24 protein-coding genes are annotated in these 23,394 nt (G+C 42.4%); 11 read left to right on the top strand and 13 right to left on the bottom strand.

Translation table 11 applies throughout. From position 1 onward, the window contains the following. Positions 1–45: 45 nt before the first annotated feature. The 4 genes from HC246_RS16245 to corA all read right to left on the bottom strand — a co-directional run bounded on the left by HC246_RS16245 (position 46) and on the right by corA (position 3,949). Complete coding sequence (locus tag HC246_RS16245; RefSeq protein ID WP_169364295.1) at positions 46–1,389, bottom strand: gluconeogenesis factor YvcK family protein; 1,344 nt, start codon at positions 1,387–1,389, stop codon at positions 46–48. A gap of 39 nt (positions 1,390–1,428) precedes the next feature. Continuing rightward, positions 1,429–1,842, bottom strand: a complete 414-nt coding sequence (locus tag HC246_RS16240; protein ID WP_169364294.1) for a secondary thiamine-phosphate synthase enzyme YjbQ — start codon at positions 1,840–1,842, stop codon at positions 1,429–1,431. Positions 1,843–1,930: 88 nt separating this feature from the next. Continuing rightward, a complete protein-coding gene (locus HC246_RS16235) occupies positions 1,931–2,734 on the bottom strand; it encodes an RsmE family RNA methyltransferase (protein ID WP_169364293.1) in 804 nt (267 codons plus the stop codon). A gap of 48 nt (positions 2,735–2,782) precedes the next feature. Beyond that, a complete protein-coding gene (corA, locus tag HC246_RS16230; RefSeq protein ID WP_169364292.1) occupies positions 2,783–3,949 on the bottom strand; it encodes a magnesium/cobalt transporter CorA in 1,167 nt (388 codons plus the stop codon). Positions 3,950–4,100: 151 nt separating this feature from the next. Between corA and HC246_RS16225 the strand changes: the two genes are divergently transcribed. Further along, positions 4,101–5,693 (top strand): glycoside hydrolase family 10 protein, encoded by a 1,593-nt coding sequence (locus HC246_RS16225; protein WP_225902968.1) that lies wholly within the window; start codon positions 4,101–4,103, stop codon positions 5,691–5,693. A gap of 34 nt (positions 5,694–5,727) precedes the next feature. On the opposite strand, the gene HC246_RS16220 is transcribed toward HC246_RS16225, so the two are convergent. The 3 genes from HC246_RS16220 to hemB all read right to left on the bottom strand — a co-directional run bounded on the left by HC246_RS16220 (position 5,728) and on the right by hemB (position 8,681). After that, positions 5,728–6,849 carry a tetratricopeptide repeat protein gene (locus HC246_RS16220; protein WP_169364291.1) on the bottom strand — a complete coding sequence of 374 codons (1,122 nt, stop codon included), beginning with the start codon at positions 6,847–6,849 and terminating at the stop codon, positions 5,728–5,730. A 62-nt stretch (positions 6,850–6,911) separates the two neighbouring features. After that, a complete protein-coding gene (locus tag HC246_RS16215) occupies positions 6,912–7,619 on the bottom strand; it encodes a pentapeptide repeat-containing protein (RefSeq protein ID WP_169364290.1) in 708 nt (235 codons plus the stop codon). A gap of 69 nt (positions 7,620–7,688) precedes the next feature. Next, entirely contained in the window at positions 7,689–8,681 is a 993-nt protein-coding gene (gene hemB / locus HC246_RS16210) for a porphobilinogen synthase (protein WP_169364289.1), read from the bottom strand. Positions 8,682–8,842: 161 nt separating this feature from the next. Between hemB and HC246_RS16205 the strand changes: the two genes are divergently transcribed. Together HC246_RS16205 and HC246_RS16200 are read left to right on the top strand one after the other, a co-directional pair. After that, complete coding sequence (locus tag HC246_RS16205) at positions 8,843–9,499, top strand: SDR family oxidoreductase (RefSeq protein WP_169364288.1); 657 nt, start codon at positions 8,843–8,845, stop codon at positions 9,497–9,499. 46 nt (positions 9,500–9,545) lie between these two features. Next, positions 9,546–10,385, top strand: a complete 840-nt coding sequence (locus HC246_RS16200) for an SDR family oxidoreductase (RefSeq protein WP_169364287.1) — start codon at positions 9,546–9,548, stop codon at positions 10,383–10,385. A 108-nt stretch (positions 10,386–10,493) separates the two neighbouring features. On the opposite strand, the gene HC246_RS16195 is transcribed toward HC246_RS16200, so the two are convergent. Continuing rightward, complete coding sequence (locus HC246_RS16195) at positions 10,494–11,981, bottom strand: LCP family protein (protein WP_169364286.1); 1,488 nt, start codon at positions 11,979–11,981, stop codon at positions 10,494–10,496. Between the two features lie 285 nt (positions 11,982–12,266). On the opposite strand from HC246_RS16195, the gene HC246_RS16190 reads away from it, so the two are divergent. Both HC246_RS16190 and HC246_RS16185 read left to right on the top strand, forming a co-directional pair. Then, complete coding sequence (locus tag HC246_RS16190; protein WP_169364285.1) at positions 12,267–13,157, top strand: DUF4349 domain-containing protein; 891 nt, start codon at positions 12,267–12,269, stop codon at positions 13,155–13,157. 41 nt (positions 13,158–13,198) lie between these two features. Next, a complete protein-coding gene (locus tag HC246_RS16185; protein ID WP_169364284.1) occupies positions 13,199–13,519 on the top strand; it encodes a KGK domain-containing protein in 321 nt (106 codons plus the stop codon). A gap of 38 nt (positions 13,520–13,557) precedes the next feature. On the opposite strand, the gene HC246_RS16180 is transcribed toward HC246_RS16185, so the two are convergent. After that, positions 13,558–14,178, bottom strand: coding sequence for a Uma2 family endonuclease (locus HC246_RS16180; protein ID WP_169364283.1), 621 nt, complete (start codon positions 14,176–14,178; stop codon positions 13,558–13,560). Between the two features lie 232 nt (positions 14,179–14,410). Between HC246_RS16180 and HC246_RS16175 the strand changes: the two genes are divergently transcribed. The 4 genes from HC246_RS16175 to petG all read left to right on the top strand — a co-directional run bounded on the left by HC246_RS16175 (position 14,411) and on the right by petG (position 17,073). Continuing rightward, entirely contained in the window at positions 14,411–14,860 is a 450-nt protein-coding gene (locus HC246_RS16175; protein WP_169364282.1) for a DUF3531 family protein, read from the top strand. Positions 14,861–14,939: 79 nt separating this feature from the next. Further along, the gene (gene gloA / locus HC246_RS16170; RefSeq protein WP_169364281.1) at positions 14,940–15,323 is read left to right on the top strand and encodes a lactoylglutathione lyase; all 384 of its coding nucleotides are present in this window, start codon (positions 14,940–14,942) and stop codon (positions 15,321–15,323) included. A gap of 83 nt (positions 15,324–15,406) precedes the next feature. Further along, entirely contained in the window at positions 15,407–16,867 is a 1,461-nt protein-coding gene (locus HC246_RS16165) for an SGNH/GDSL hydrolase family protein (protein ID WP_169364280.1), read from the top strand. Positions 16,868–16,974: 107 nt separating this feature from the next. After that, positions 16,975–17,073, top strand: coding sequence for a cytochrome b6-f complex subunit V (petG, locus tag HC246_RS16160; RefSeq protein ID WP_071590170.1), 99 nt, complete (start codon positions 16,975–16,977; stop codon positions 17,071–17,073). Between the two features lie 39 nt (positions 17,074–17,112). On the opposite strand, the gene HC246_RS16155 is transcribed toward petG, so the two are convergent. Beyond that, positions 17,113–17,445, bottom strand: coding sequence for a hypothetical protein (locus HC246_RS16155; RefSeq protein WP_169364279.1), 333 nt, complete (start codon positions 17,443–17,445; stop codon positions 17,113–17,115). A 226-nt stretch (positions 17,446–17,671) separates the two neighbouring features. Here HC246_RS16155 and psbO point away from each other — a divergent pair, with 226 nt between their 5' ends. Continuing rightward, a complete protein-coding gene (gene psbO / locus HC246_RS16150) occupies positions 17,672–18,514 on the top strand; it encodes a photosystem II manganese-stabilizing polypeptide (protein WP_169364278.1) in 843 nt (280 codons plus the stop codon). Positions 18,515–18,573: 59 nt separating this feature from the next. Here psbO and HC246_RS16145 read toward each other — a convergent pair whose 3' ends face one another. Beyond that, the gene (locus tag HC246_RS16145; protein ID WP_169364277.1) at positions 18,574–20,550 is read right to left on the bottom strand and encodes a S9 family peptidase; all 1,977 of its coding nucleotides are present in this window, start codon (positions 20,548–20,550) and stop codon (positions 18,574–18,576) included. 302 nt (positions 20,551–20,852) lie between these two features. On the opposite strand from HC246_RS16145, the gene HC246_RS16140 reads away from it, so the two are divergent. Continuing rightward, positions 20,853–21,527: a hypothetical protein gene (locus HC246_RS16140; protein WP_169364276.1), complete on the top strand. Its 675-nt coding sequence runs from the start codon at positions 20,853–20,855 to the stop codon at positions 21,525–21,527. A 375-nt stretch (positions 21,528–21,902) separates the two neighbouring features. Here HC246_RS16140 and hpsJ-A read toward each other — a convergent pair whose 3' ends face one another. Both hpsJ-A and HC246_RS16130 read right to left on the bottom strand, forming a co-directional pair. Continuing rightward, entirely contained in the window at positions 21,903–22,610 is a 708-nt protein-coding gene (gene hpsJ-A / locus HC246_RS16135) for an HpsJ-like protein, cyanoexosortase A-associated (protein WP_169364275.1), read from the bottom strand. Positions 22,611–22,664: 54 nt separating this feature from the next. Next, positions 22,665–23,387, bottom strand: coding sequence for a cyanoexosortase A system-associated protein (locus HC246_RS16130; protein WP_169364274.1), 723 nt, complete (start codon positions 23,385–23,387; stop codon positions 22,665–22,667). Positions 23,388–23,394 lie beyond the last annotated feature (7 nt).

Below are 23,394 nucleotides of genomic sequence, written 5' to 3'. Positions count from 1 at the left end.
GTTTTTAGCTTTTATATCAGCATAGGGCTAAGTTAAATCTAAAAATTATTGTCGGTTGTACCAACGCATTAATACACCTGCAAGTTTATCTGAATCATGGCATACTGTCCCGTTTGCTTTTTCCCGCATAACATTGGCAATTAACACTGGACACCCCATCGCCGCAAGATTTTCGCGATCTAGATATGTTAAGTGAGACCCAAATGAGGCGTAGTGTTGTAGCGATCGCTCAGAAGGCGGGTGCTTTTGAACCAAAACTACATCAAATAATCTTACCCCTGCTAACTCGTCTAAAACTCGCACATAATTAGACACAGTATAGCCATCAGTTTCACCTACCTGACTCATGATATTACAAAGATAGATCGATGGCACATTGCGATTGATTAATGCTTGAAGAATTTCAGGCACAAGTAGGTTGGGAATAATGCTGGTATATAGACTCCCTGGTCCGATCACAATTAAATCAGCTTCGTTAATATCCTCAATTGCCTGTGGTAAGCCCTTGGGATTACTAGGTTTACAGCCAATATGCTTAATTTTACCCTTTGCTTCAGGAATATTTGACTCTCCCTCCACATAGCGTCCGTCTTCAAGTTCTGCCCACAACACCATATGCTCAAGGGTGGCTGGTAATACTCGTCCACGCACTGCTAGTACCTGAGAACTTGCCGCGATCGCCTTTTCGAGATCCCCCGTAACTTCACTCATCGCTGTAAGAAATAAATTGCCGAAACTATGACCGACTAGTCCTTCCCCAGTTTTAAAGCGATATTGAAATAGCTCAGTGACTAATTTTTCTTCATCGGCTAGAGCTGCGAGGCAGTTACGAATATCCCCTGGGGGTAAAACCCCATGCTCGCGCCGTAAGCGACCAGAGGAGCCACCGTCATCAGCAACCGTGACGATCGCTGTAATATTGGCGCTATATTGCTTGAGTCCACGCAACAAATTTGACATGCCTGTGCCACCACCAACGGTGACAATTTTGGGTCCGCGATTGAGCTTGCGGTGTGAAACCAGTAACTCTAATAACTCCTTATCTTGATCGGGCATCAAAACCTGAGTAATCGAACCAAGGGCACGTTTTTGTCCCAACCAGAGCAAACCCAGACCAATGGCTAGGGCGATCGGTCCACTGACATTACGGGGCAAGATCGCCACTAGTGTATCGATCGTTGTCCCGATTAGGCGTGAGATAAATAAAATGGGTGTTAATCTTGCCGAGATGGCAATGCCCAAAACGATCAACACAATACCGATAATGCTAACTAGGAGCCATCTTTTGACTAATAGCCCTGGTAAAAACCACTGAAATCCCCGCAGCCACTTTCTCTGTTTAGTAGCTGGACGATATCGACTTGCTGGTGGCTTTTTTGCGGACTTCATCTAGGCTCCTGTTTTAATATCCTGATTTAGCACCCTGTTCTAACAACCTGTAATATGTACCAACACTTCACGGGTATGCCCCAAATTGCGATGCTCCCAAACAAAGATTCCCTGCCAAGTACCGAGGGCAAGTTTACCATTAGCGATCGGAATTGTTTCTGATGTTTTTGTAAGGGCGCTGCGAATATGGGATGGCATATCGTCTACCCCCTCAGAAATATGGCGATATTGACTGGCATCTTCGGGAATGAGTTTTCTAAAAAATGTTTCTAAATCTGCCAATACATCGGGGTCGGCATTTTCTTGAATAATCAAACTTGCAGATGTATGTCGCAAAAAGACGTTACATAGTCCCATTTTTATACCCGATTGCAAGAGAATGGCTTCTACTTGGCGGGTGATATTGTGCAGCTTTTTACCATTGGTGCGGATGGCAATAGTTTGCTGGACCATAGATTGCACTGTTTGCTGTTGGTTGGCGATCATAAATTGTCTCTATTTCCAAGGATTAAAAATAAGATTCTCTCTTTTGCTAAGAACCTTATTTAGTATCTAAAAATGCACTAACTATGGACAATGCTACCACTGGGGCTGTGACGGCGGACAATACCCGATCACCTAGAGATACAGGTATAAATCCCGATGCGATCGCTATTTCTTCTTCTCTGGCAGTCCATCCTCCCTCGCAACCCGTAGCAACCATAATTTGAGCAAGATGCTCTCCCGCAGGTAAAGCATCATAGGCACTTTGCAAGCTAGGCAGCAAATGGGTAGCCTCAGGATGGGTAACACATATATATTTCAGAATTTGTGCAGATGCTGAGGAGCGATCGCCTAGCCATGTCTTGAAGGATTGCGGCGCATTAATTTCAGGGACATAGGTACGCAGGGAAAGCTCGGCGGCTTCTTCGGCGATGCGTTGCCAGCGATCGCGCTTTTGATTGCCGATTTCTGTGCCTGATTTGATAATTGTGCGATCGCTAAATAATGGCACTATTTGACGCACGCCTAATTCCGTAGATTGGCGAATTACCGATTCGATATTGCTACCTTTGGGCATCGCCACACCAAGGGTGATCTGGGTATCTAACTCAGAATTATTTTCTAATTTGTCGATGATTTGGACATTATCCGCCTCACTAGATAACTTTGCTAGCCACCAGCCGCCTTGACGATCAAGGGCAATAAATTCTGCGCCTATTTCTAAACGCAACACATTACATAAATAATGTCTTTGCTCAGATGTTAAGGCGATCGCACTATTAACTTCTAAAGTTTGCTCAACTTGGTGTGGCTGTAATGTCACCCGTTGCAGTCTACGTTTTTGAGGTTGAGGAAGTAACACAATATTTTCATTAATAACTATGAATCTACGCTTCGCGCCGATTCATAGTTATTTTGGACTAAATAGCCAGCCTTTTTTCCAAAAGTAAAATAACAAACCACCAGAAATAGAAAGCATCAATAACCAACAGAGCGGATAACCTAAGGGCATTTTTAACTCAGGCATATTCCCAGCCACGCTGGTATCAAAATTCATGCCATAGACACCAGCAACGAAGGTAAGGGGAATAAATACTGTGGAAATCACGGTTAAAAAGCGCATGATTTCATTGGTGCTGTTGCTTAATGACGAGAGATAAATATCCATTAAGTTGGCAGCAAGTTCGCGATAGGTTTCCACCATATCGATGACCTGTACGGTGTGGTCATAGCAATCTCGCAGAAACACCCTAACTTCGCGATCAATTAACGGACTTTCCTCACGAATCAGAGAATTAATGGCATCTCGCTGTGGCCAAATAGCACGGCGAAGTAATAATAATTCGCGTTTGATTTTATGAATTTTATCTAGGGTCTGACGGGTGGGTTTTTCTACTACTTCATCTTGGAGATCTTCGAGACGCTCTCCATAGTCCTCTAACACAGGGAAAAATCCATCGACGATCGCATCGATCAGAGCATAGGCAAGATAGTCAGCTCTTTGCGATCGGATTACGCCACGATTTCGATGAATCCTTTGACGAATTGGCTCAAATACATCATTTTCAGGCTCTTCTTGCACTGTCAGCACATAGTTTTTTCCTAAGATCAAACTTACCTGCTCATCATAAAAACCCCGACCATCTTCACGACTCGTCACCATATGTAAGATGATTAGTTCTTGATCCTCAAAGCTCTCAACCTTCGGTCTTTGGGGAATATTGACGATATCTTCAAGTACTAGCTCATGGAGGCTAAACACTTTGCCAAGGCGTTTTAAGACATCTTCAGAACCTAGCCCCTGCACATCTACCCATGAGACCGATTGACTATCGAGGTAGGGGAAACATTCTTCAGGAGTTGCTAGTTGCACGCCGATCGCTTCTTCGGCATGGTAATCAATCAGAAAAATATTAGGAATGCTAGCATCTTCATCAATGATTAACGTCCCCGGTGGACTCCCCGGTTCAGGTTCATTAAAATCGTAAAATTCTAATTCTTCTTCATTTTCTGAATCATTTTCGATAGAACTAGGCTTAAATCTGGCAGGGTTGTGCAGCATGGAGAAGCAAGTCATGAAATACACTTGTCAGTGTGCCACATTGTTACGGCTAGTTCGTCAGGGAAATTGCTTCTATCAAGATCAAAATTTTAGGGTTAGGGTGCGCGGTGCTCCTGACCGCAAGATCAACGACCCAAGGTAAATATCAAGGTATTTTTGTATTTTTATGAAATTGATCAAATCCTCGACATCTCGAAAAAAGTTACATCAACCAAAATTCGGATTGCTTGCTTCTGGGGCTTGTCTGAGCTTAGCAACAATATTTTCAAATAATGCAATCGCGGGGCCTTTACCCGACAGAATTTTGTGGGGCAATCCGACCTGTGATGTGAGTGCAGCGGAAATTTTGCGTAAACATGAATTACGAAAAGCGGCTCTGATCAATACTAAGGATCAAAAATCACAGACCCAATATCGGGAAATTATTCAAAAACATAAAACGGCTTTACAAGCCTGTCGCGATCGCACTGCGCCCCAAACCCAAGCAACTTGGATCAGGCTCTATCCTAATGATGTCAAGGCAGGGGTGCTAGAGGATGTCTTTGATCGGATGGCAAATCGGGGCTATAACCAAGTTTTTGTTGAAGTTTTTTATGATGGGCGCGTACTCCTACCCGTTGCTGATAATCCGACACCTTGGAAATCAGTCATGGAGGAAGCAGTCAAGGCGGGCGAAGTACCTGCGGACTATGATCTTTGGAAACAGGCGATCGCGATCGGTAAAGAACGGGGCATCAAGGTTTATGGTTGGTCTTTTGCGATGAATTTTGGCTATGGCTATAGCGAGGTCAAGGGGCGATCGGGGACATTTGCCATTAATGGCAATGGGGAAAATAGTATTGCGAATACCAATTTTGATCGTAAGCAGGTCGCTGATGGTAAAGCTTTTTATGAAGATGCCTATGAAGCCGATCACCTATTTGTCGATCCCTATAGTCGGACTGCTAAAGATGATTTAATCACAGCAGTTAAAGCTCTAATGCAACGCCAGCCTGATGGCATGGTATTTGATTACGTGCGCTATCCGACTAATATCACGGGGGAATTAATCAATAACGTCAAGCAACTGTGGATTTACGGCAAATCATCACGGACAGCATTACTCAATAGTATTGATAATCGCAATGTGCGAGAGTTGATGGCGCTTTATCTCCAAAATGGTAATCTCACCGCCAATGATGTTGTGGAGACCGAGAAGCAACTTGCTAACACCGCTAAAGTCAAGCCCACAAATATTAAAAATCCTAGGGAAACGGCAGCGATCGCGGAAGGTTTACTGTGGAATATTGCCACAAATCATGCCTATCAAGGGGTCATTAATTTTGTGACCACAATTTCGGCTCCCCTCAAGCAAAATAATCTTCCCATTGGTACGGTGTTCTTTCCCAATGGTAATCGCACAGAATCAGGTAGATATGAGGCAAGGATGCAGCCTTGGGATCGGTTCCCGAAATATATGGAACGTCACCCCATGACCTATGCCCTTTGTAATGATGGGAGTTGTGTCGCGGAGCAGGTTTCCGAAGTAGTGCGCCAATCATCGCCTGAAACCTTAGTCTGTCCAGTTTTAGCAGGAACTTGGGGACAGGGTTTTGATGGACATCCTAGCTTTGAGAAGCAAATGCAAGCGATTCGAGCCAGAGAACCACAGATTAATTGCTTCAGTCATTTTGTCTATTCATGGATGGAACCCGAAAGCGATCGCCTCCGCAAAGCAGGCAAAGCAACAGGTTTAGAAGCAGCAACTATCCCAAATTAAAATCAGAAAGCCGCACAATGTGCGGCTTTCTGATTTATTTGATTTCTGCAAGAGCTTTTCGAGCTTGGGCTAAACCATCGATGTTACCCTGTTGATTGAATAGACGCTCAGCAGTTTCGAGGGTTTTGCGAGCTTCAGTTACCCGTTGCTGTGTGACTAATAACTTACCTAAGGCGAGATAAGTCTCGGCTTCCTCAGGTTCTACTTCGATGATTTCGCGATAGGCAACGATCGCACCTGATAGAGAACCTTGTTGGATATAGAGGTTGGCAATCTCTCGTTGCAAGGCAATCAAATTACTAGGAGTGATATTCTTTGCGGTGGCGGCTCTACGCAGAGAAGTAATAGCTTCGGCATAATTACCTTGACTTTGTAAAACTCCAGCGATTGCCAAATTCGCTTGAGGATGACGCGGATTAACTTCTAAGGCGCGTTTATATTTGGCGATCGCCTCTTCATTTTGATTTTGTTCAGCGAATAACCCACCGAGCGCTACTAATACATCTGCATCAAAGGGGGCGATTTTATCGGCTTGGTTATACATAGCTACAGCACCCTTGCGATCGCCTGATAGCTTTAACACATAGCCCAAATTGAGATAGCTTTTGACCTCATTTGGTGAAGCAGCAATTGCTTGACGATAGATCTTGACAGCTTCAGCATAGTTTTTTTGTTCGGTCAGCAAAAAGCCAACACTGTTATAGGCATCTATATTTTGACGATCCAGAGAGATGGCTCGCCGATAGGCATTGATCGCATTGGGATAGTCTTTAATCTTGACATAGACAAAACCTAGGGCATTAAATGCCTTAGCATTCGTATTGTCTAACCGCGTTGCCCGCTCTAAGGTCGAGATTGCCCCCGAATAATTATTTTGTTGTGTGAGGAGGAAGCCAAGACTTGTCAGAATTTTAGAATTTTTCGGTTCTAACTGGGCGGCTTGCTGATAGGCAGCGATCGCTCCAGAAATGTCATTTCTTTGCCAAAGTTGTCGCCCCTGCTTGATCCATTCCACGGCATCCTTTTGGGCTTGAGCATGGGCATTGTTATTAATTGGTAGAGCGATCGCCCCTGCGATCGTCATGATTAAAGCGAGATTAGAGATTCTGTAGGCAAAAGTTTTAGTGTGGCTAGATACGGAACGAAACAAGGGCATAAGATTTTAAGTTAGATGAATGAATCATGATAGTTAGGAGACTCATACTAACTATCAAATTCCTATTGAGTTGGGTTTACCTCTTCCATATTAACAAGCTCGACCGAGTTCGGAGCATTACGTGCATCCGTAAAATCAGTGCCCTCAATACTTTTTAGAGTCGATAGATAGGTTCCTGTCAAATCCGCCCCAATTAACTTAGCATTGGCAAGATTTGCCCAATTTAGTTTGGCATTCGTCAGATTAGCACGACTGAGATCTGCGCCTGCGAGATTTGCCCCCGTCAGATTAGAGCGACTGAGATCTGCTCCTGTGAGATTTGCCCCACGAAGATCTGCTCCATTCAGATAAGCACCTGTCAAAAAAGCGTTAGCAAGGTTGGCTCGACATAATCGCGATCGCGTCAAATTCGCACTAGTTAGAAAAGCGTTAGTAAAATTTGCTTCTACTAAGACAGCATCACTTAAATCTGCTTCGATTAAGAAAGCTTCCGAAAGATTTGCCCCGATTAGTGAAGCCTGTTCTAAGATTGTGCCATTAAGATTAGCTTGGATCAAAATCGAACCACTCAAATTTGCTCTGACCAAATTCGCGAGATTTAGCTCTACATCCTCTAAGTTGGCAATGTCGAGTGTAATTTCTTCGAGATCTGATTCGATAAAGTTTGACCCAGATAGGTTTGCCCCAGTCAAGATCAAGCCAATGAGCGATCGCTTACTAAAATCGCGATCGCCCTGAGCATAACTTTCGAGAAGTTCTTTTGCGTTCATTGAGTTAATGGCACAGTAAATATTTCTACATCAAAGGAGTCAGGGCTTTGCCTTGACTCCCTTGGAGATTTAAGGACGATAACCCGCAGCTAAAAGCTGCGCCACCGACTTGGCATGGTAGGTCAAAATCAGATCGGCTCCTGCTCTCTTCATGCTGAGCAGTGTTTCAAACATGACCTTCTTCTCGTCGATCCAACCTAGTTGCGCGGCAGCCTTAATCATCGCGTATTCGCCACTGACGTTATAGGCAGCTACAGGCACATTGGTAGCATCTTTGACTTTGGCAATTATATCCAAGTAAGCCAAAGCAGGCTTCACCATCACGATATCCGCACCTTCCGCAATATCTAAATAAACTTCCTTAATCGCTTCACGGGAATTAGCAGGGTCCATTTGATAGGTCTTCTTATCACCAGACTTAGGTGCAGAACCGAGGGCATCACGGAAAGGACCATAGTAAGCAGAGGCATATTTAGCGGAATAGGCAAGGATACCGACATTCTCAAAACCAGCAGCATCTAAACCTTGACGAATTGCCCCAATGCGTCCATCCATCATGTCCGAGGGAGAAACAAAATCTGTACCTGCGGCAGCTTGGGAAACTGCCATTTTTACTAATACTTCAACGGTCTCATCATTGAGAATTACGCCATTGTCATCAATGATGCCATCATGTCCGTGCGTGGTGAAAGGATCAAGGGCAACATCAGTAAAGATAATCACATCGGGAACAGCTGCCTTAATCGCTCTGACCGCACGCTGAGCCAATCCTTCAGGATTAAAACTTTCCGTACCAGTGAGATCCTTTTTCTCTTCAGGAACCGCAGGAAAAAGTGCGATCGCCTTAATTCCTAACGCATAGTTCTCTTCTACTTCTTTGACCAATAGATCGAGGGTAAAGCGATAGGCTTCGGGCATTGAAGGAACTTCAACACGGTTGTTCTCTCCTTCCATCACAAACATTGGATAGATAAAATCATCTACGGATAAATGATTCTCTTTAACAAGGCTACGAATAGAAGGATTGCGGCGGAGGCGGCGAGGGCGATGTGTGAGTTGCATTTGATGTTTCTTAACTTTTCTTAATGGATTTGTTTGAAAAACATATATTTTTATTTGTGGATTATATCAGAGTAGTTCACCTGAAATGAGCGCACTGAATTAGGATAGGCAGGACTTCGCGCCGCTTATACTAGGGTAAATAGTTGAGAAGCAATTCAGATATGAAAGCATTTGTAGCTGGAGCCACAGGACAAACAGGACGACATATCGTCGCCGAATTAATCAAACGTAATATTCCTGTCAGAGCTTTGGTTCGTAACTTAGAACTAGCGAAGCAGGTTTTGCCATCTGAAGTAGAGTTAGTCCAAGGAAATGTGCTTTTCGCGGATACTTTGTCAGAGGCGATCGCGGATTGTGATGTGTTGGTATGCGCTACGGGTGCAAAGCCCAGCTTCAATGCCCTTGAGCCATATCTAGTCGATTACATTGGTACAAAGAATTTAGTCAAGGCAGCTAAATCAAAAAATATCAAACATTTTGCGATCGTCTCATCCCTTTGCGTCTCGAAATTTTTGCATCCCCTAAATTTATTTTGGCTAGTACTGTTTTGGAAAAAGCAAGCCGAAAGATATCTGCAAGATAGCGGCTTAACCTACACCATCGTCCGCCCGGGGGGACTACTCAACCGCGAAAAAGAAGGTGGTTTAGTCCTATCTGGTGCTGACACCCTCTTTGAAGGCAGTATTCCCCGTACTAAGGTAGCCCAAGTGACGGTAGATGCTCTATTTGAAGATAATGCCAAGAATAAACTTGTTGAGATTGTGGTTAACGCCGATACACCCGATCGCCCAATTGCTGAATTATTTGCAACTGTATAACCACTTAGGATGTCACGCGGTGACATCCTAAAAATCAGGAAAAAATATGACTAAAACTGTATTGATCACTGGTGCTTCCTCTGGCATTGGCAGGGCAACGGCTCTATATTTCCAAAAACGTGGCTGGAATGTGGCGGCGACGATGCGATCGCCTGAGCAAGTAATCAGCAAAGAAGCAGGTAGAGCGAATAGCTTAACCAATCTTGATCGCCTAGCTTTCCTCAAGCTCGATGTGACTGATAGCGACAGCATTAAGGCTGCTGTTGCCGAAGCAATTGCAAAATTTGGGGTGATCGATGTTTTGGTGAATAATGCAGGCTACGGTATGTTAGGAGCATTTGAAACCTCGACCCCTGAACAAATCCAACGCCAATTTAACACCAATGTCTTTGGTTTGATGGAAACTACTCGCGCTGTACTTCCCCATTTTCGCGATCGCCAAAGCGGTGTGATTGTAAATGTCGCTTCGGTTGGTGGACGTGTTGCTTTCCCGCTCTATAGCCTCTATCACTCGACAAAGTGGGCAGTAGAAGGCTTTTCCGAATCCTTGCAGCATGAATTATTAGCTTTTAATATTCGCGTCAAAATTATTGAGCCTGGCCCCATTAAAACCGATTTTTACGATCGCTCTGCCGAACGCACTAGTAATCCTGATTTTCCTGAATATGATGATCTTAGCGATCGGGTATTGGCTAAACTTAATCAAATTGGCACCACGGGAGCATCTCCTAATGTTGTGGCAAAAACGATCTATACAGCTAGTACTGATAACTCATGGAAATTGCGCTATCCCGCCGATCCATTGGCTAAGCAGCTATTACTTGCTCGTAAGCTATTGCCAGATTTCCTATTTACAAAGCTTATTCGCCAAACCACGAATATTTAACGCGAGTTTCCTAGAATCAGAAAAAGGCAAGAATCGCTTTGCGATTCTTGCCTTTTTCTGATTCTAGGAAATGATGAAAATTGCTTTGCAATTTTCATCATTTTTTCTTTAGCGTTGGTTACTTGATGTCGCTTTAACAGGTTTAAGAGGAATGTTATTGGCTTGTAGCCAGTCTTTACCTACACGCACCGTGATGTCTGACTCGATATCACCTGTAGACTCAACTAAAACCTCACCAATTCCCAGCGCATCGCGTAATTTTTCAGCACTTGCACGATCGCCATTTTGAGCAATGATCTGAGTCTTCGCAATTGGCTTCGTCCAGCGATCGCTAGCAGCAAATACTTGAGCATATCCCGCCTTAGAAAGTAGAGTGGTAGCCTTTTTCGTGCCTTCAGGCTGAGACATACTATCTTGAATAGCCACCCTCAAGGACTGAGAGCTATTATCCGTGCTCGCATCAGCAGACTTCATTACCCCAAAGTTTTGAGACATTAGCTTGGCAAGCAGTCGATTATCCAAAATCCAATAGCTGAGATTGTCAAATTCTCCAGGGTTGCTAAAGCGGCCAGGAGCCATATGCATCTGGATACTCTTGCGATCAATTTTTGAGGTGTAGCTAGCAAGGGCAAGGACTTCTTCGACCGAGAGGTTCGTATCGATATTGTCCTTAATAATGCCGAGAATCTCAGAAAACTTGGTAATCGATTCAGGCTTGAGCTTTTGATCGATAAAAGCACGGAAAAATGCTTGCTGGCGCTGTACCCGACCAATATCGCCCAAATCATCATGGCGGTAGCGCATATATTGAATGGCTTTACTACCATTTAATTTCTGCTGACCTGCATTGAGGTTGATATATAGATGTTGACTATCATCTTGATATTTCAGCTTTTTCGGCACATAGATATCAATACCGCCAAGGGCATCGACTAATTTACCAAATCCGTTCACGTTGAAGCGAATATAGCGATCAATGGGGATATCGCCTAAAACTTGGCTCACGGTTTGGGCGGACAGTGACGCACCACCTGCATAGTTGGCAAAGTTAATCTTGGTGGTTCCTACACCTTGGATATTGACACGACTGTCGCGAGGAATTGAGAGGACGGCAACTTTTTGAGTAGCTGGGTCAAAACGAATGAGCAACATCGCATCACTCATCCCATTGAGGTTGTTATCGACCTCAGCGAGATACTTACCCTTAGGCTTTGACTGGGCATCAGGTAAATCAGAGGTGAGCATGATCGTGCCCAAGACCAAAATATTTACAGGTCGGGTTAGGGTCGGGACACCAGCGATCGCTGAAGTCATGCTATCGGCATTACGGTTAAACACAGCAGCTTCATCTGCTGATAGCTGTCGCTGCTGAAAAGGGCGACTACTTAATACAAATGCTAATCCTGCGCCTAGTCCCCCAGAGATCAGCGCTACAAACAACACTACAAATAGTGTCCACTTGTGACTTAAGAAATTCTTCTTGGCTTTGGGCTTACGTGCCAAATCAGTTTTTTGTCCTAGATTGATGGGATTTGTTGCCACAGGTAGGAAATACTCCTCACGACTGAATATTTGCTTCAGCGATCGCCCAGCCATGAGCAAGGATGGGGCTCAACACACTTTATTAATTATGATCTTTGGCGATCTTTTACGATCTATCTCAGGAATTTTACACAGGGTTCCTAAGACTTTTAGACTAATTTGAATTTAACTTTAGCACTGTATCGTAATTTATCGTTACAAATCACTAAATAGCTTATAGCGCAAAATCTTCAAAATCAAATTATTTTGACGGATGATACTACATTTTTGCAAATATAGAGCAATTCGTAATTGGCTTTAAGATAGAGTCATGAGTCCTTAACCATAGAGGTAACACCATTGAAAGGTCAACCATCTTCCAATAGATCTCTAAAGGTCTTGAGTATGCTGACAGCGATCGCCTTAGCAAGTTGTGCGTCCTCGTTATCAAATAAAGCCTCTGCTCCAGCAAATCTCGCCGCCTTGCCTGAACAAGCTCCCAATGCTGACTCCGCAACACCTGCCAAAGCTGCTATACCGCGTCCGCAACTGATTAAATCGGCTGACATCTCGATACAGGTTAAATCAATCGAAGAAACGACTAAAGCTGTCTCAGATTTGGTCAAACAGCAACAGGGCGACATTTTAGAACTACAGGACTTTCGCACTGGCAGCTATGGCATTGCTCAGTCAGTGTCTCTCAAAGTCAGAATTCCCCAAGAACGTCTTGATTCGGTATTAGAGACGATCGCACAGTTAGGTATTGTCAAGGGGCGATCGCTTAAGGCTGAGGATGTCTCCAATCAATTAGTCGATTTGCAAGCCCGCCTCAAAAATTTGCGCCAAACTGAGTTGCAGTTACAGGAAATTCTCAAGCAAACTGGCTCCGTCGGTGATGTCCTCAAGGTGACGCAAGAGCTTAGCCGTGTACGGGAAATGATCGAGCAAATTGATGCTCAGTTAACCAATTTAAAAAATCAGGTTGCCTATTCCACAATTCAAGTCACTCTTTCCTCTGCGATCGCTACAATTCCACCTCAATCCGATCTTGGTACGCAAATTCAAAACACTTGGAATAGTGCAACTAGTTCCTTAGTAGGTGTCAGTATTGGGTTATTAAAACTAGCAATTTGGTTACTAGTCTATTGTCCCTATTGGTTAATCCCCCTAGCCATTTATCTATTCCTACGCCGTCGCCGCCGTCAACTCCCCCAGATCCAAAAGCCTGACTCTGAAGCAAATTCAGATTAAGTAAGTGATAGGATAATCAAAACCGTGGGGAACAAAGAAAAATGGCGATAAATATTAAACATCTTGATCAAGAAAATGATGTTATTGAAATATTTCCTGCTGGAAGTGACACTATTTTTTTAGAAAATAAGTATATTCGCTTACCTAAAGATCTACTAGCTCTCATCTATCAATGCGTAGTTAAAGGTTCAGTTGGCACGCTATTTAGTACAGGTTTACCTGCCCGTTTAATGAAGGTTGATCAACCAAAATGGCAAAAAGGAAGGGTGGAAATCACAATCGAATTTATTCCAGATGAAACACTTGAAGAAGAAATGCCTCAAGACGAATTGAGTAGTCTTAGAAATTTAAATATTGACTAAATGAAAATATTGATTTTAATCAGTGAATCAATTCTGGGTTATTCGTTGAAATCAATATTTTCATAAAGGATTGATAAGGGAAATTTTAAATCGAGGCTAGCGATGTGAATTAGTGGATCGTTAGTCGCAAAATCTATACTATCGATCGCAATGGATATATATTCCCAAGCTAGATCATCACGTCGTTGGTAGATTTCGATTCTGGGGCGCTCTGGCGTAATCAGGATATAGGTTTTTAATGTATCGAGAAGCATGTAATTTTGCTGCTTGATACCGCGATCGCGTGCTTCGGTAGCAGGAGATAGGACTTCAGCGATCAGACAGGGATATTGCAAAAAATCATGGGCAAAGCGATCGCGTTCATCGCAAGTAACCACCAAGTCTGGATAGTAGTATTTCCCAGATTTAGTCAGCACTTTGGCATCACTGATGGCAACCTTACAACCTTTACCGCGCAAGTGAGGAATCAGTAATGCTGCAAAATTGGCGGCAATTTGACTATGGGGAACAGTTCCTCCCGTCATTGCGATGATTTTCCCATTTTCATATTCATACTTAAGCTCTTGCTCTGATTCCCATTCGAGATATTCAGATGCTGACAAAATCGGAAAATCGGTTAATTGCTCGCTTTGCCGATTAATTTGGGGTTGGGCAATCATACTGTAAGCCTCGCCATCTTCAATTTGTCTGAGCTAATACCAAGACTAAAAATGGCTACACCATTTTCAATCTTGAAAACTCTTACTGGGTTTGTTTTTCACTTCACAAAATTGTTGTTACATACACTTTTGTGAAGTGGTATAGATCCAGAACGATTGGTAATCGCTATAGACTAAAATTAACCTGATTAGTGTATCTTATCGAGATTTTTGAAAGATCTGCAAGTTGGTTATGGAAGTTAGATTTCGAGAATGTGATTGGTTTGACTTATGGATCTGGATAAAATTTAATGAAGCGCCTTCCCAGCAAGAAAAACAACTGCTAGACGAAGTATTTAATTCTTGGTTTTTACTTGGTAAATTGGGCGGCTTCAATGCTTGCAATATGCAGGTTTTGGAATCTGGTGTCGATGTGAGCTACTTTGACTATGACAACCAAGCTGCCGACGACGAGATGATGTCAGTGATGCATAACATGACTGACCTAGAGTACGAAAACGACTGGGCAAGGTGTTGGGTTGACTTAGGAACTGCCGATGCGATCGCGATCGATACCCTAGTTAATGCTTTGCGTCAGTTTGATAAAGAATATGTAGCGATCGAAGAGGTTATTATCGGCGGACAAAACTCTGACTGGTTGGTTGACCCCAAGAGTCTCGATGATGAGGATTATGATCAATAAATAGTTTACAGAAGCGTACCCCCTGAGGGGATACGCTTCTGTAAACTTCTTTGAAATACAAAACTTAGAGGAAATGCAAATGCGCGTCTTACATACAATGGTTCGGGTTGGTAACTTAGAGCGATCGCTAGATTTTTATACGAATGTCCTTGGCATGAAGGAATTGCGTCGCAAAGATTATCCAGATGGACGCTTTACCCTTGCCTTTGTGGGCTATGGCGATGAATCGAGCAATGCCGTCATCGAGTTAACCCATAACTGGGATACCGATGCCTATGAAATTGGTACTGGCTATGGTCATATTGCACTAGGCATGGAAAATATCTATACAGCCTGTGACGCAATTCGTGAAAAAGGTGGCAAAATCACCCGCGAACCTGGACCGATGAAACATGGCACAACTGAGATTGCCTTCGTCGAAGATCCCGATGGTTACAAAATTGAATTAATTCAACTTAAGTAAAATAAGAGGGGGCACAAAGCGCCCCCTCTTATTTTTGGTAGAAATTGTTATAAGCTAAAAAGCTGCACACCAGTAGCCTCGTCATGCGTAGTAGAACCCGATATACCCCCTCTTGGCATACCAAGCGCAAATCATCTTGGTTGCGAAATACCTTGCTCCTTATTTTTATTGGTTTGCCATTGCTATTAATTTTGGCAGAACTGATTGCGCGAGGAGCACTTTTGGCTACAGGTAGTACGAATCAACTTGCTCCGAACAAGACAGTCTCGATCGCCCAATCCTACGCTTTCAAGTTACAGGATGCCAATGGCAATAGCTATCCCGGATTACCAGATTCAGGTCGTCTCCAAGTGCGCCGTAGCCCGCTATTGGGATATGAATTAATTCCTAGCCAAAGTAGTGATTATTGGCAAATTAATGATCAAGGGTTCCGTCAAGATTCTTCCGTACCGATTGAGAAACCTGCTGGTGAGATCCGCGTATTTTTAGTTGGCGGGTCTACTGCTTTTAGCAACATGGCGGATAAAAACCAAAAGGCTCTAGCGTTTAAAGTAGAGAAATTGCTCAACGATCGCGTCCGTGCTCAAAATAGCAGTCCTGAAAAATTTAAGCCGAAGGAAACTCCCTATTTTGCCGATCAAATCGAGGCAATGCGCGCCTTACCTCCACGCATTCGTGATGGTAGCTATCGGGTAATTGCGGCAGCAGTCCCCGGGTATACCTCTGGTAATGAGCTGGCTTTACTTGCTCATAAGGTTAGTGCTTATAGTCCCAATGCCTTAATTATTCTCGATGGCTATGAAGACTTGCGATCGCCTAGCAATCAACCTGCCCATGAGATTGGTAACGTTGATCAAATGTTGCGCGATCCTGTTGCACAATATCGCCAACATCAAAGCCAACAATTTAATAACTGGTTAAATTCGCTGTATTTAGTCAAGGCATGGCAAAAGTGGGTAGTTCCTGCTGATATCGCGACATTTAGTTCCGATTATCAAATTTTTGGTGCAGAACAATTTAGCAAAGATCCCAAAGAGCTACAAAAAAGGATTGATCGCTATGTTTACAATACGCAGCAAATGATCAAATTAGCTGGTGATATTCCTACGCTGATCGTGCTTCAGCCAGAGATTACAGGTAAACAAAAGGCTTTGACTAAAGAAGAAGAGGGCATCATCAAATCCTTGGGGAATGACTATAGCGATCGCGTAACTAATGCCTATAATGTTGCGGAAAAAGCTCTCAGTAGTAAATTTCCTAATACCAAATTCGTTAGTTTCTATCAGCTATTTCAGTCGAATAACCAACAAGCCTTTAGTGATCCCATTCACCTCACTGAGGCAGCTAATGATAAGGTGGCGCAAAAGTTGTATGACAGTATCGAGCAGCTATTTTCAGTACTGCCTGCCTCAAATTCGCTAAATAGTGATATTACTCCCCAACCATCACCTACACCTCAGCCAACACCCACCCCTGAACCACCCAAATCAACATCTGCGCCTGCTAGTCTGTCGGAAACACTTCAGCGAGTGCAAGGACAGTAGCAAAAGTAAAGTTCCTCACCTAGGTGAGGAACTTTACTTTTTAAAAGGTTTTCAGAATGAGAGTCACTGAAGTAAACTATTGAAGTTAGTGAGTTTAATAAATCTTTATGGTAGAACCAATTTTGTCGGGCATTTGCCTCGGTCTTATTTTCATTACCCTTGGTGGACTATTTTTCGCTGCTTATCAGCAATACCGTAGAGTCTAGCAACACAAAGAAAAAGAGGCGCAATGCGCCTCTTTTTCTTTAGGAGTCAGATTCTTCAGGCTGTTCTAGATATCGACAGATTTCATTAATTTTCATCCGATAAATATGTGGCCAGCCACCATTAGTCTCAATGTCGCGTAAGAGATTAAATAGCTCATGCCGACTAATTGGTAATGCAGGTTGAAATAAATCATCCCGAATCCGTTTATGAAGTGATTCTAAGATCCGCAAAATTTGTAAAAGACTCTCGGCATTGCCTTGTTGAGCTTGAGAAATTTGCCAAATGCGATCGCTGAGCGCTTCCAGCTCAGACAAATCAGCAGTTTGCCCCTGTTGTGATTGGTTCTGTGATTGGATTTCTGTTTGTGCCAAGCTAAGTACCCTCGTGCGCGATAATATGGTGATTGGAATTTTACAAATTAAGTCTTTAGTTAGCTAACCTCTATGGCTAGTCTAAAGCACCAACAACTCCTTAACGATCTCAATTTAAAATCCCAAACTTAGATCGTATTTTTTAACAGATTCTAGAATATGCGGTATAAAACGCTGCATATCCGAAGTCTAAAATGTTACCCGTTAAATTAAAAAGAGGTTATTTATGAAATTTCGTAGTTTTACGAAAGCAATTTTTACATTGTGTATCAGTTTATGCATGTTAGTAGCTAGTGGTGTATTTGCTAGCACTACTTTTGCTGCTGTCCCCCCTGGTTTGACCTATGACCAAATTGTAAATACTGGTTTAGCAAACAAATGTGGTGACATTTTGGGTGCTTCTCGCGGTGGTCGTAACTTTATTCCCGTTGGTGCAGGTCAGTCTGTCGAAATTACCGACCTTTGCTTAGAGCCAACCTCCTTCTATGTCAAAGAAGAATCGAACAACAAGCGCAAAAAGCCTGAGTTCGTAGCTAGTAAGTTAATGACTCGCTCTACTTCTAGTCTTGACTTCGTAAAGGCAACTGTTACTGGTAATAGCGATGGTAGCTTGAGCCTAGTAGAAACCGATGGGCTAGATTATCAACCGATCACTGTCAAAATGCCCGGTGGTGAATTGGTAGCGATTTTGTTCACCATCAAGGGTTATAAGGCAACCACAAACCCCGGTGTAAATGGTCTGACTACATCCGTTGACTTTGTTGGTTCAACCGATGTTCCTACCTATCGTGGTTCTGGCTTTATCGATCCTAAGGGTCGTGGTCTAGCGATCGGTTATGACGCTGCTGAAGCTTTACCTGCAAAGCGTAACTCTTTCGATAACCGCAGCGTTAAGGATGACTCGACCTCTAAGGGTACTCTATCCTTGCAAATTGCTAAGTTGAATGCTGATACTGGCGAAATCGCTGGTACTTTCGAGACCGAGCAAACCTCTGACAATGACCTCGGTGGTGTTGAGCCTAAGGAAGTAATCATTCGCGGCGTATTCTACGGCAAAGTTAACGCTTAATTTTTAATCAAATTTAAAAAAAGAGAGTTCCTAATAGGAACTCTCTTTTTTTACGGATTTTACTGCAAATGCTTTTTAAAGAAGTCTAGGGTATAGCCAATTTCTAAGACTTGATTACTGCGCTTGCTGGAGCCATGACCTTCATCGGGGAAGATGACTAGTTGCGAGGGGATTTTTTTCTGTTCGAGGATTTGTTGAATTTGAATCGCTTCACCTACGGGAACACGCGGATCGTTTGCGCCTTGAATGATTAGTAATGGGGCTTTGATGCGATCGCTATAGGTCACAGGAGATAGTTCAATTAAAGCATCCCGATCCTTAACAGGATCGCCATATTCACTAATTCGTAAAATGCGGCGATAGGGAGCAGTGTTATTTAAAAATGTGAGTAAATTGCTAATGCCGACAATAGACACACCTGCATCATAACTACCCGCAAATTTTGACATCCCGATTAGTGCCGAATAGCCGCCATAGCTACCACCGACAATACCGATTTTGGGAGTTATTCCGTTAGCTTGCCAGTTTTTGCGGATATAGATTGATGCGTCTTCGATGTCGGTGATTACCTTAAGGCGATCGCGTCCATTATCAGCATTGAGCCAAGTTTTGCCATAGCCCTCACTACCGCGCACATTCGGCTCAGCAAATACAAAGCCTGCATTCACAAATAACTGGGCATAGCGATTAAAACCTGCGATACTTTGTCCCTCTGGTCCCCCATGAAAATGCACAATTACAGGGCAAGGCTTTTCCAGAGGATTTTGGGGAGTATTTTCACATTGGGGCGATCGATAGACAAACATGGGGATTTTTGTCCCATCTCGCGTTGTGTAGGTTTCTAGCTTAGCAGCCGTAAATTTACTGGTGTCGATTTCGGGGGTGCTAGGCAAGACCCATTGCGTGAGTTTTTTAGTCTGCCAATCGTATACATAGCTAAGTCTCGGGGCTTTAGCAGTTTCTACACCAATGGTGGTGAAGCGACCATTACGGGTAGTGTTGCCTGTATAGATATGATCCGCATTCGCAAATTCAGGCAGATCGATCGCCTCATAGTTATTGGTAGCGATCGCCTTAACCCTTGTGTAACCGCCATCATTAATCGAGTAGAGAATGCGTTGGCGTTGATCATCGATATCAAAGCTAGCAACATCCGCCTTTAGCTCTGGGGTAATGGGCGTAAATTGCTTATTTTTATAACTATAAAGACGACGAAACTCACTAAATTTGGGAGTTAGCACCAAATATTCGCCAGCGTTTACGCCATATTGAATGCCATATTCTTCCTTCTCGTTTTGACCAATGAGAGGGGTAGTGGTTCTCGTTTTGACATCGTATTCGTAATATTCCTGCGATTGGCTACCCGTTGCCTTGGCAAAGAGAAACTTTTCGCGATCGCCTGTTTTCGGATTCACATACACATCGGCAATCCACCAAATCCCATCGCCGCCAGAGATTGGCACTTTCTTTTTGGTTTGCAAATCGTAGCGATAAATTGTATTGGAGTCGGGCTTAACATCATTGGCACTGAAATAGATTGTGCGGGAGTCATTGCCAATATATTGCAGTGAGGTACGCACACCTGCTAGGTGCTGAATGACTTCTAACTCTCCGCCATTGGTCGATTGCAAATATAGTCCGGGGTTTTCCTCGCCTTGGCGATCGCGAGATAGGATCAGGTATTTACCGTCAGGAGTCATCCCTGCGATCGTCGTGGCATCCTGTCCTCCCGTCACTTGCACAGGAAATTTTTGTACGCCATCAAGCCGCCACACCTGTACTGTCCCTGTAATTCCCCAAGTAAAAAACATCCGCTTGCCATCGGGTGTCACCATCCCTAACCCTGGCGATCGCACATCGAGAATGGACTCAATCGGTCGGGTGACACTAGGCGATAGTGCCGTTGGCGCATAGCGTTTCAGAATTGCAGGATCGAGGCTATCTTTACCTAATCCTGAATATTGCGCCTGTATAGGTAAGACAAAAATTGCTAAATTCGTAATAAAGGTAGAGATAATTAAAAATCTCTTTTTCATAATCTAGTATCTAATAAATTTCAGATTTAACAGCTTTTTCATAAAGCTCCACATCTTCTAGGATAAGCGATATAGAGTTTTAGGAGCTAGTGAAGCACTTCAGTGAAGAAGGAGAAACAAACCTTTGTACTTTAGTTAAAAATCACTACGTTGTACTAAATGACATAAAAGAAACTTTTGTCGTAAATTCTAAAACTGTATGTATTTATGTAAATTAAAGGAACTTTTATAAAACATTTATTTCATGAGTACGAATCATATCTATTGCATCTCAAACCTAGGATACAGGGAAATAAAAAGCTATGCATAAACTGTCAATTACTACTGCATTGATTATGGTTTCATCTGTTTTCGGAATTAGTAGTAATGTTCAGGCAGCTACTATATCTGATCTAACAGGCTTTTCAACTAATGGCGGACAATCTGCTGGAATGGAAGTAAAAGTAACTTTTACTGACAACACAACTAGCTCGGCTGTATGGTCAACTTCAGGTATCTCTGGTTCTGCTTCATCTGATGGTTGGACTCTATCTCAATCAGGTAACACATTTAGTTCTCCTTGGTTATTTAGTAATAATTCTACAAAATCAGTTTCTTCTTTATTCATTAACGCAATTACAGGTTCTACTGTTTTTGATCGCATCGCAGTTATTGAGGTGACTCCCGGCTCTGCTGATGGTTGGGAATTTAGCGTAGTTGGTGGAGTAGCTCCTAGTTCTTTTAATTACAGCAATATTGTTAATCTTGTTGGTCAACCCGCTTTAGGAGATCTCTATGCAGCGCTAACTATTAATTGGTCTAGTGGCTTGGCTAATAATAGCTTACTCCGTTTTAGGGCAGACACAGATAGCGCGATCGCCGTTATAGATCCAACAGATCCAAAACCTGTACCTGTACCTACTGCCTTTATCGGAATTGGAGTGGCTGGAGCATTATTGGGTAAAAAAGCAATCAGCCGTAAACAAAAATCTCAATAAATATATATATCAAGCAGTAGCCAGTTACGTTATAGCAATGTAACGCTTGCTTAGAACATAAAAAACAAATAAGTGAAGGCGGCACATGTGCCGCCTTCACTTATTTGTTTTTTGATTTGCCCTAGCTATCTCTTACATTGCTATAGGACATAACAAAAGACCAGAAGAGAGTTGCTTGCTTTGCGCCGCAACTCTCTTCTGGTCTTTTGTTTTTTAATTTACTGGGCTATAAGCATGTTGCAATGAATTAAAAAATAGATAAATTTTTGAAAGTGCGGCTTCGCCATGATTTCAAAAATTTATCTATAATACTGCAAACTTCCAACAGAGTGAATGCAAAAGAAGAGTGAAAATCATCCTCCTTTTGCATATTAATTAATAGTTAATACCTACCCTTGCCCATTTAGATTGCATCCAAAGATAGACAAGAAATAGACCAGATAGAGTTGCTGCGATCGCCCATTTAATAGAGTCTTTCCATAGCGCATTACTAATGCGTCTTTTTACTTCTTCTGATTGAGATTGAGTTTGATTAATAGATGTTGTAATCTCAGTGAGCAATTTTTTCTTGACTTCCTGAGGTTTGGGAATACGTGCTACTAGGGCTTGCTGTTGAGGCGTAATCAATTTCAAAACATCCTTAACTTCACTATCAGTTTTAGCTTTCTCTAAACGTTCTGCGATCGCCTGTAGCGGACTATTTTGTTGAGCAACTTTAGCGATGACCTCACCTTTACGAAGGTTTTGGACACGAAAAGAGTTGACAATATCTAAGGGAACACCCAGCAAGAAAAATATTGCCATTATTAATGCTAGCCAAGAAATAATTTTGGTGGCAAGCTGTTCCCATTTTAGACGTGCGCTATATTCCCCAAAAAATACTAGGGGAAAAGATAAAAGTAAAAGAGGAACTCTTTCAACAATTTGACCATAAGTATTTAGCTCCCAAACTGCATCTGTAAACTTTGCAGGAATTATAATCGTGAAGAAATCTAAAAAGAATAAAGCCAGTAGAAAATAGCCAATACCTCTTAAAGTACTAAATGTTTGTCTTCCCATAGCTGGGACTTGAATATCCTGCATATATACCTCTAGCTTTATTTGAGCGAACTAAATTTTTTATTGGATAAATTTAATCTAGTTGATGGGGAAATTATTTTTCCAGTTTTGATGCCAAGCAATCCATACTTTTTCTAAGGTTTGAGCATTTTTACTCATATAAATTGTCTGGGGATTGACCATATTATTTTTGTCCAGTGGAATTGATAAGGTTGTGAATAAGCAGTGGCTATTAAATAAATCACGAGTCCCCATCAAATAAGCACTGATGTGACGAAAATTCAAGTCAAGAGGACGATGGTAAATAAATTGCTCTTCAGTCACAGTTGTGAATCCACGTGAGTTAATACATGATGATAAATAAAGCCTTTCTTGCTCAAAGAATAAAGCATAATATCCTACTTCTTCTAAATAACCAATTCTTAATTTGTTACTAGGATATTTTAATCCTATGATTTCTAAAGATTTAGGTATTGATATAACTCCATTAATATATAGTGCATCAACTTTTAAATCAGATTGTGTCGATGAACTGTATGAGTATTGTTTAGCGGAGAGTGCACCATTTTGTAAAGCTTGTTGTAGATTATTGCTAGAATTCAACTGCCATTCATTCAGTGATACTTGATTAGGAAATTGGAATTTTGATTTGTTTTTAGTTAAGGGAAGCAATAGTGAAATACTGATAGCGATACTGCTTGCAGTAAAAACAGTCATCAAACAAAATATTTTGATTTTTTTTAGAGATATAAGCCTTAATTTTTTATTCTCATATGTTTGACTTAAATATGTTTGAGTCATAAAGTTT

Origin of the sequence: Pseudanabaena yagii GIHE-NHR1 (genome assembly GCF_012863495.1) — a bacterium.
Lineage (GTDB): Bacteria > Cyanobacteriota > Cyanobacteriia > Pseudanabaenales > Pseudanabaenaceae > Pseudanabaena > Pseudanabaena yagii.
The sequence above is the reverse complement of the archived record's forward strand: the minus strand, read 5'-3'. Positions and strand labels throughout refer to the sequence as shown.

What these genes read in the sequence shown, in the direction of transcription:
- HC246_RS16245 (WP_169364295.1), bottom strand. Translation starts at nt 1,389, where the DNA reads ATGAAGTCCGCAAAAAAGCCACCAGCAAGTCGATATCGTCCAGCTACT.
- HC246_RS16240 (WP_169364294.1), bottom strand. Translation starts at nt 1,842, where the DNA reads ATGGTCCAGCAAACTATTGCCATCCGCACCAATGGTAAAAAGCTGCAC.
- corA (WP_169364292.1), bottom strand. Translation starts at nt 3,949, where the DNA reads ATGACTTGCTTCTCCATGCTGCACAACCCTGCCAGATTTAAGCCTAGT.
- HC246_RS16225 (WP_225902968.1), top strand. Translation starts at nt 4,101, where the DNA reads ATGAAATTGATCAAATCCTCGACATCTCGAAAAAAGTTACATCAACCA.
- HC246_RS16220 (WP_169364291.1), bottom strand. Translation starts at nt 6,849, where the DNA reads ATGCCCTTGTTTCGTTCCGTATCTAGCCACACTAAAACTTTTGCCTAC.
- HC246_RS16215 (WP_169364290.1), bottom strand. Translation starts at nt 7,619, where the DNA reads ATGAACGCAAAAGAACTTCTCGAAAGTTATGCTCAGGGCGATCGCGAT.
- hemB (WP_169364289.1), bottom strand. Translation starts at nt 8,681, where the DNA reads ATGCAACTCACACATCGCCCTCGCCGCCTCCGCCGCAATCCTTCTATT.
- HC246_RS16205 (WP_169364288.1), top strand. Translation starts at nt 8,843, where the DNA reads ATGAAAGCATTTGTAGCTGGAGCCACAGGACAAACAGGACGACATATC.
- HC246_RS16200 (WP_169364287.1), top strand. Translation starts at nt 9,546, where the DNA reads ATGACTAAAACTGTATTGATCACTGGTGCTTCCTCTGGCATTGGCAGG.
- HC246_RS16195 (WP_169364286.1), bottom strand. Translation starts at nt 11,981, where the DNA reads ATGGCTGGGCGATCGCTGAAGCAAATATTCAGTCGTGAGGAGTATTTC.
- HC246_RS16185 (WP_169364284.1), top strand. Translation starts at nt 13,199, where the DNA reads ATGGCGATAAATATTAAACATCTTGATCAAGAAAATGATGTTATTGAA.
- HC246_RS16180 (WP_169364283.1), bottom strand. Translation starts at nt 14,178, where the DNA reads ATGATTGCCCAACCCCAAATTAATCGGCAAAGCGAGCAATTAACCGAT.
- HC246_RS16175 (WP_169364282.1), top strand. Translation starts at nt 14,411, where the DNA reads ATGGAAGTTAGATTTCGAGAATGTGATTGGTTTGACTTATGGATCTGG.
- gloA (WP_169364281.1), top strand. Translation starts at nt 14,940, where the DNA reads ATGCGCGTCTTACATACAATGGTTCGGGTTGGTAACTTAGAGCGATCG.
- HC246_RS16165 (WP_169364280.1), top strand. Translation starts at nt 15,407, where the DNA reads ATGCGTAGTAGAACCCGATATACCCCCTCTTGGCATACCAAGCGCAAA.
- petG (WP_071590170.1), top strand. Translation starts at nt 16,975, where the DNA reads ATGGTAGAACCAATTTTGTCGGGCATTTGCCTCGGTCTTATTTTCATT.
- psbO (WP_169364278.1), top strand. Translation starts at nt 17,672, where the DNA reads ATGAAATTTCGTAGTTTTACGAAAGCAATTTTTACATTGTGTATCAGT.
- HC246_RS16145 (WP_169364277.1), bottom strand. Translation starts at nt 20,550, where the DNA reads ATGAAAAAGAGATTTTTAATTATCTCTACCTTTATTACGAATTTAGCA.
- HC246_RS16140 (WP_169364276.1), top strand. Translation starts at nt 20,853, where the DNA reads ATGCATAAACTGTCAATTACTACTGCATTGATTATGGTTTCATCTGTT.
- hpsJ-A (WP_169364275.1), bottom strand. Translation starts at nt 22,610, where the DNA reads ATGCAGGATATTCAAGTCCCAGCTATGGGAAGACAAACATTTAGTACT.
- HC246_RS16130 (WP_169364274.1), bottom strand. Translation starts at nt 23,387, where the DNA reads ATGACTCAAACATATTTAAGTCAAACATATGAGAATAAAAAATTAAGG.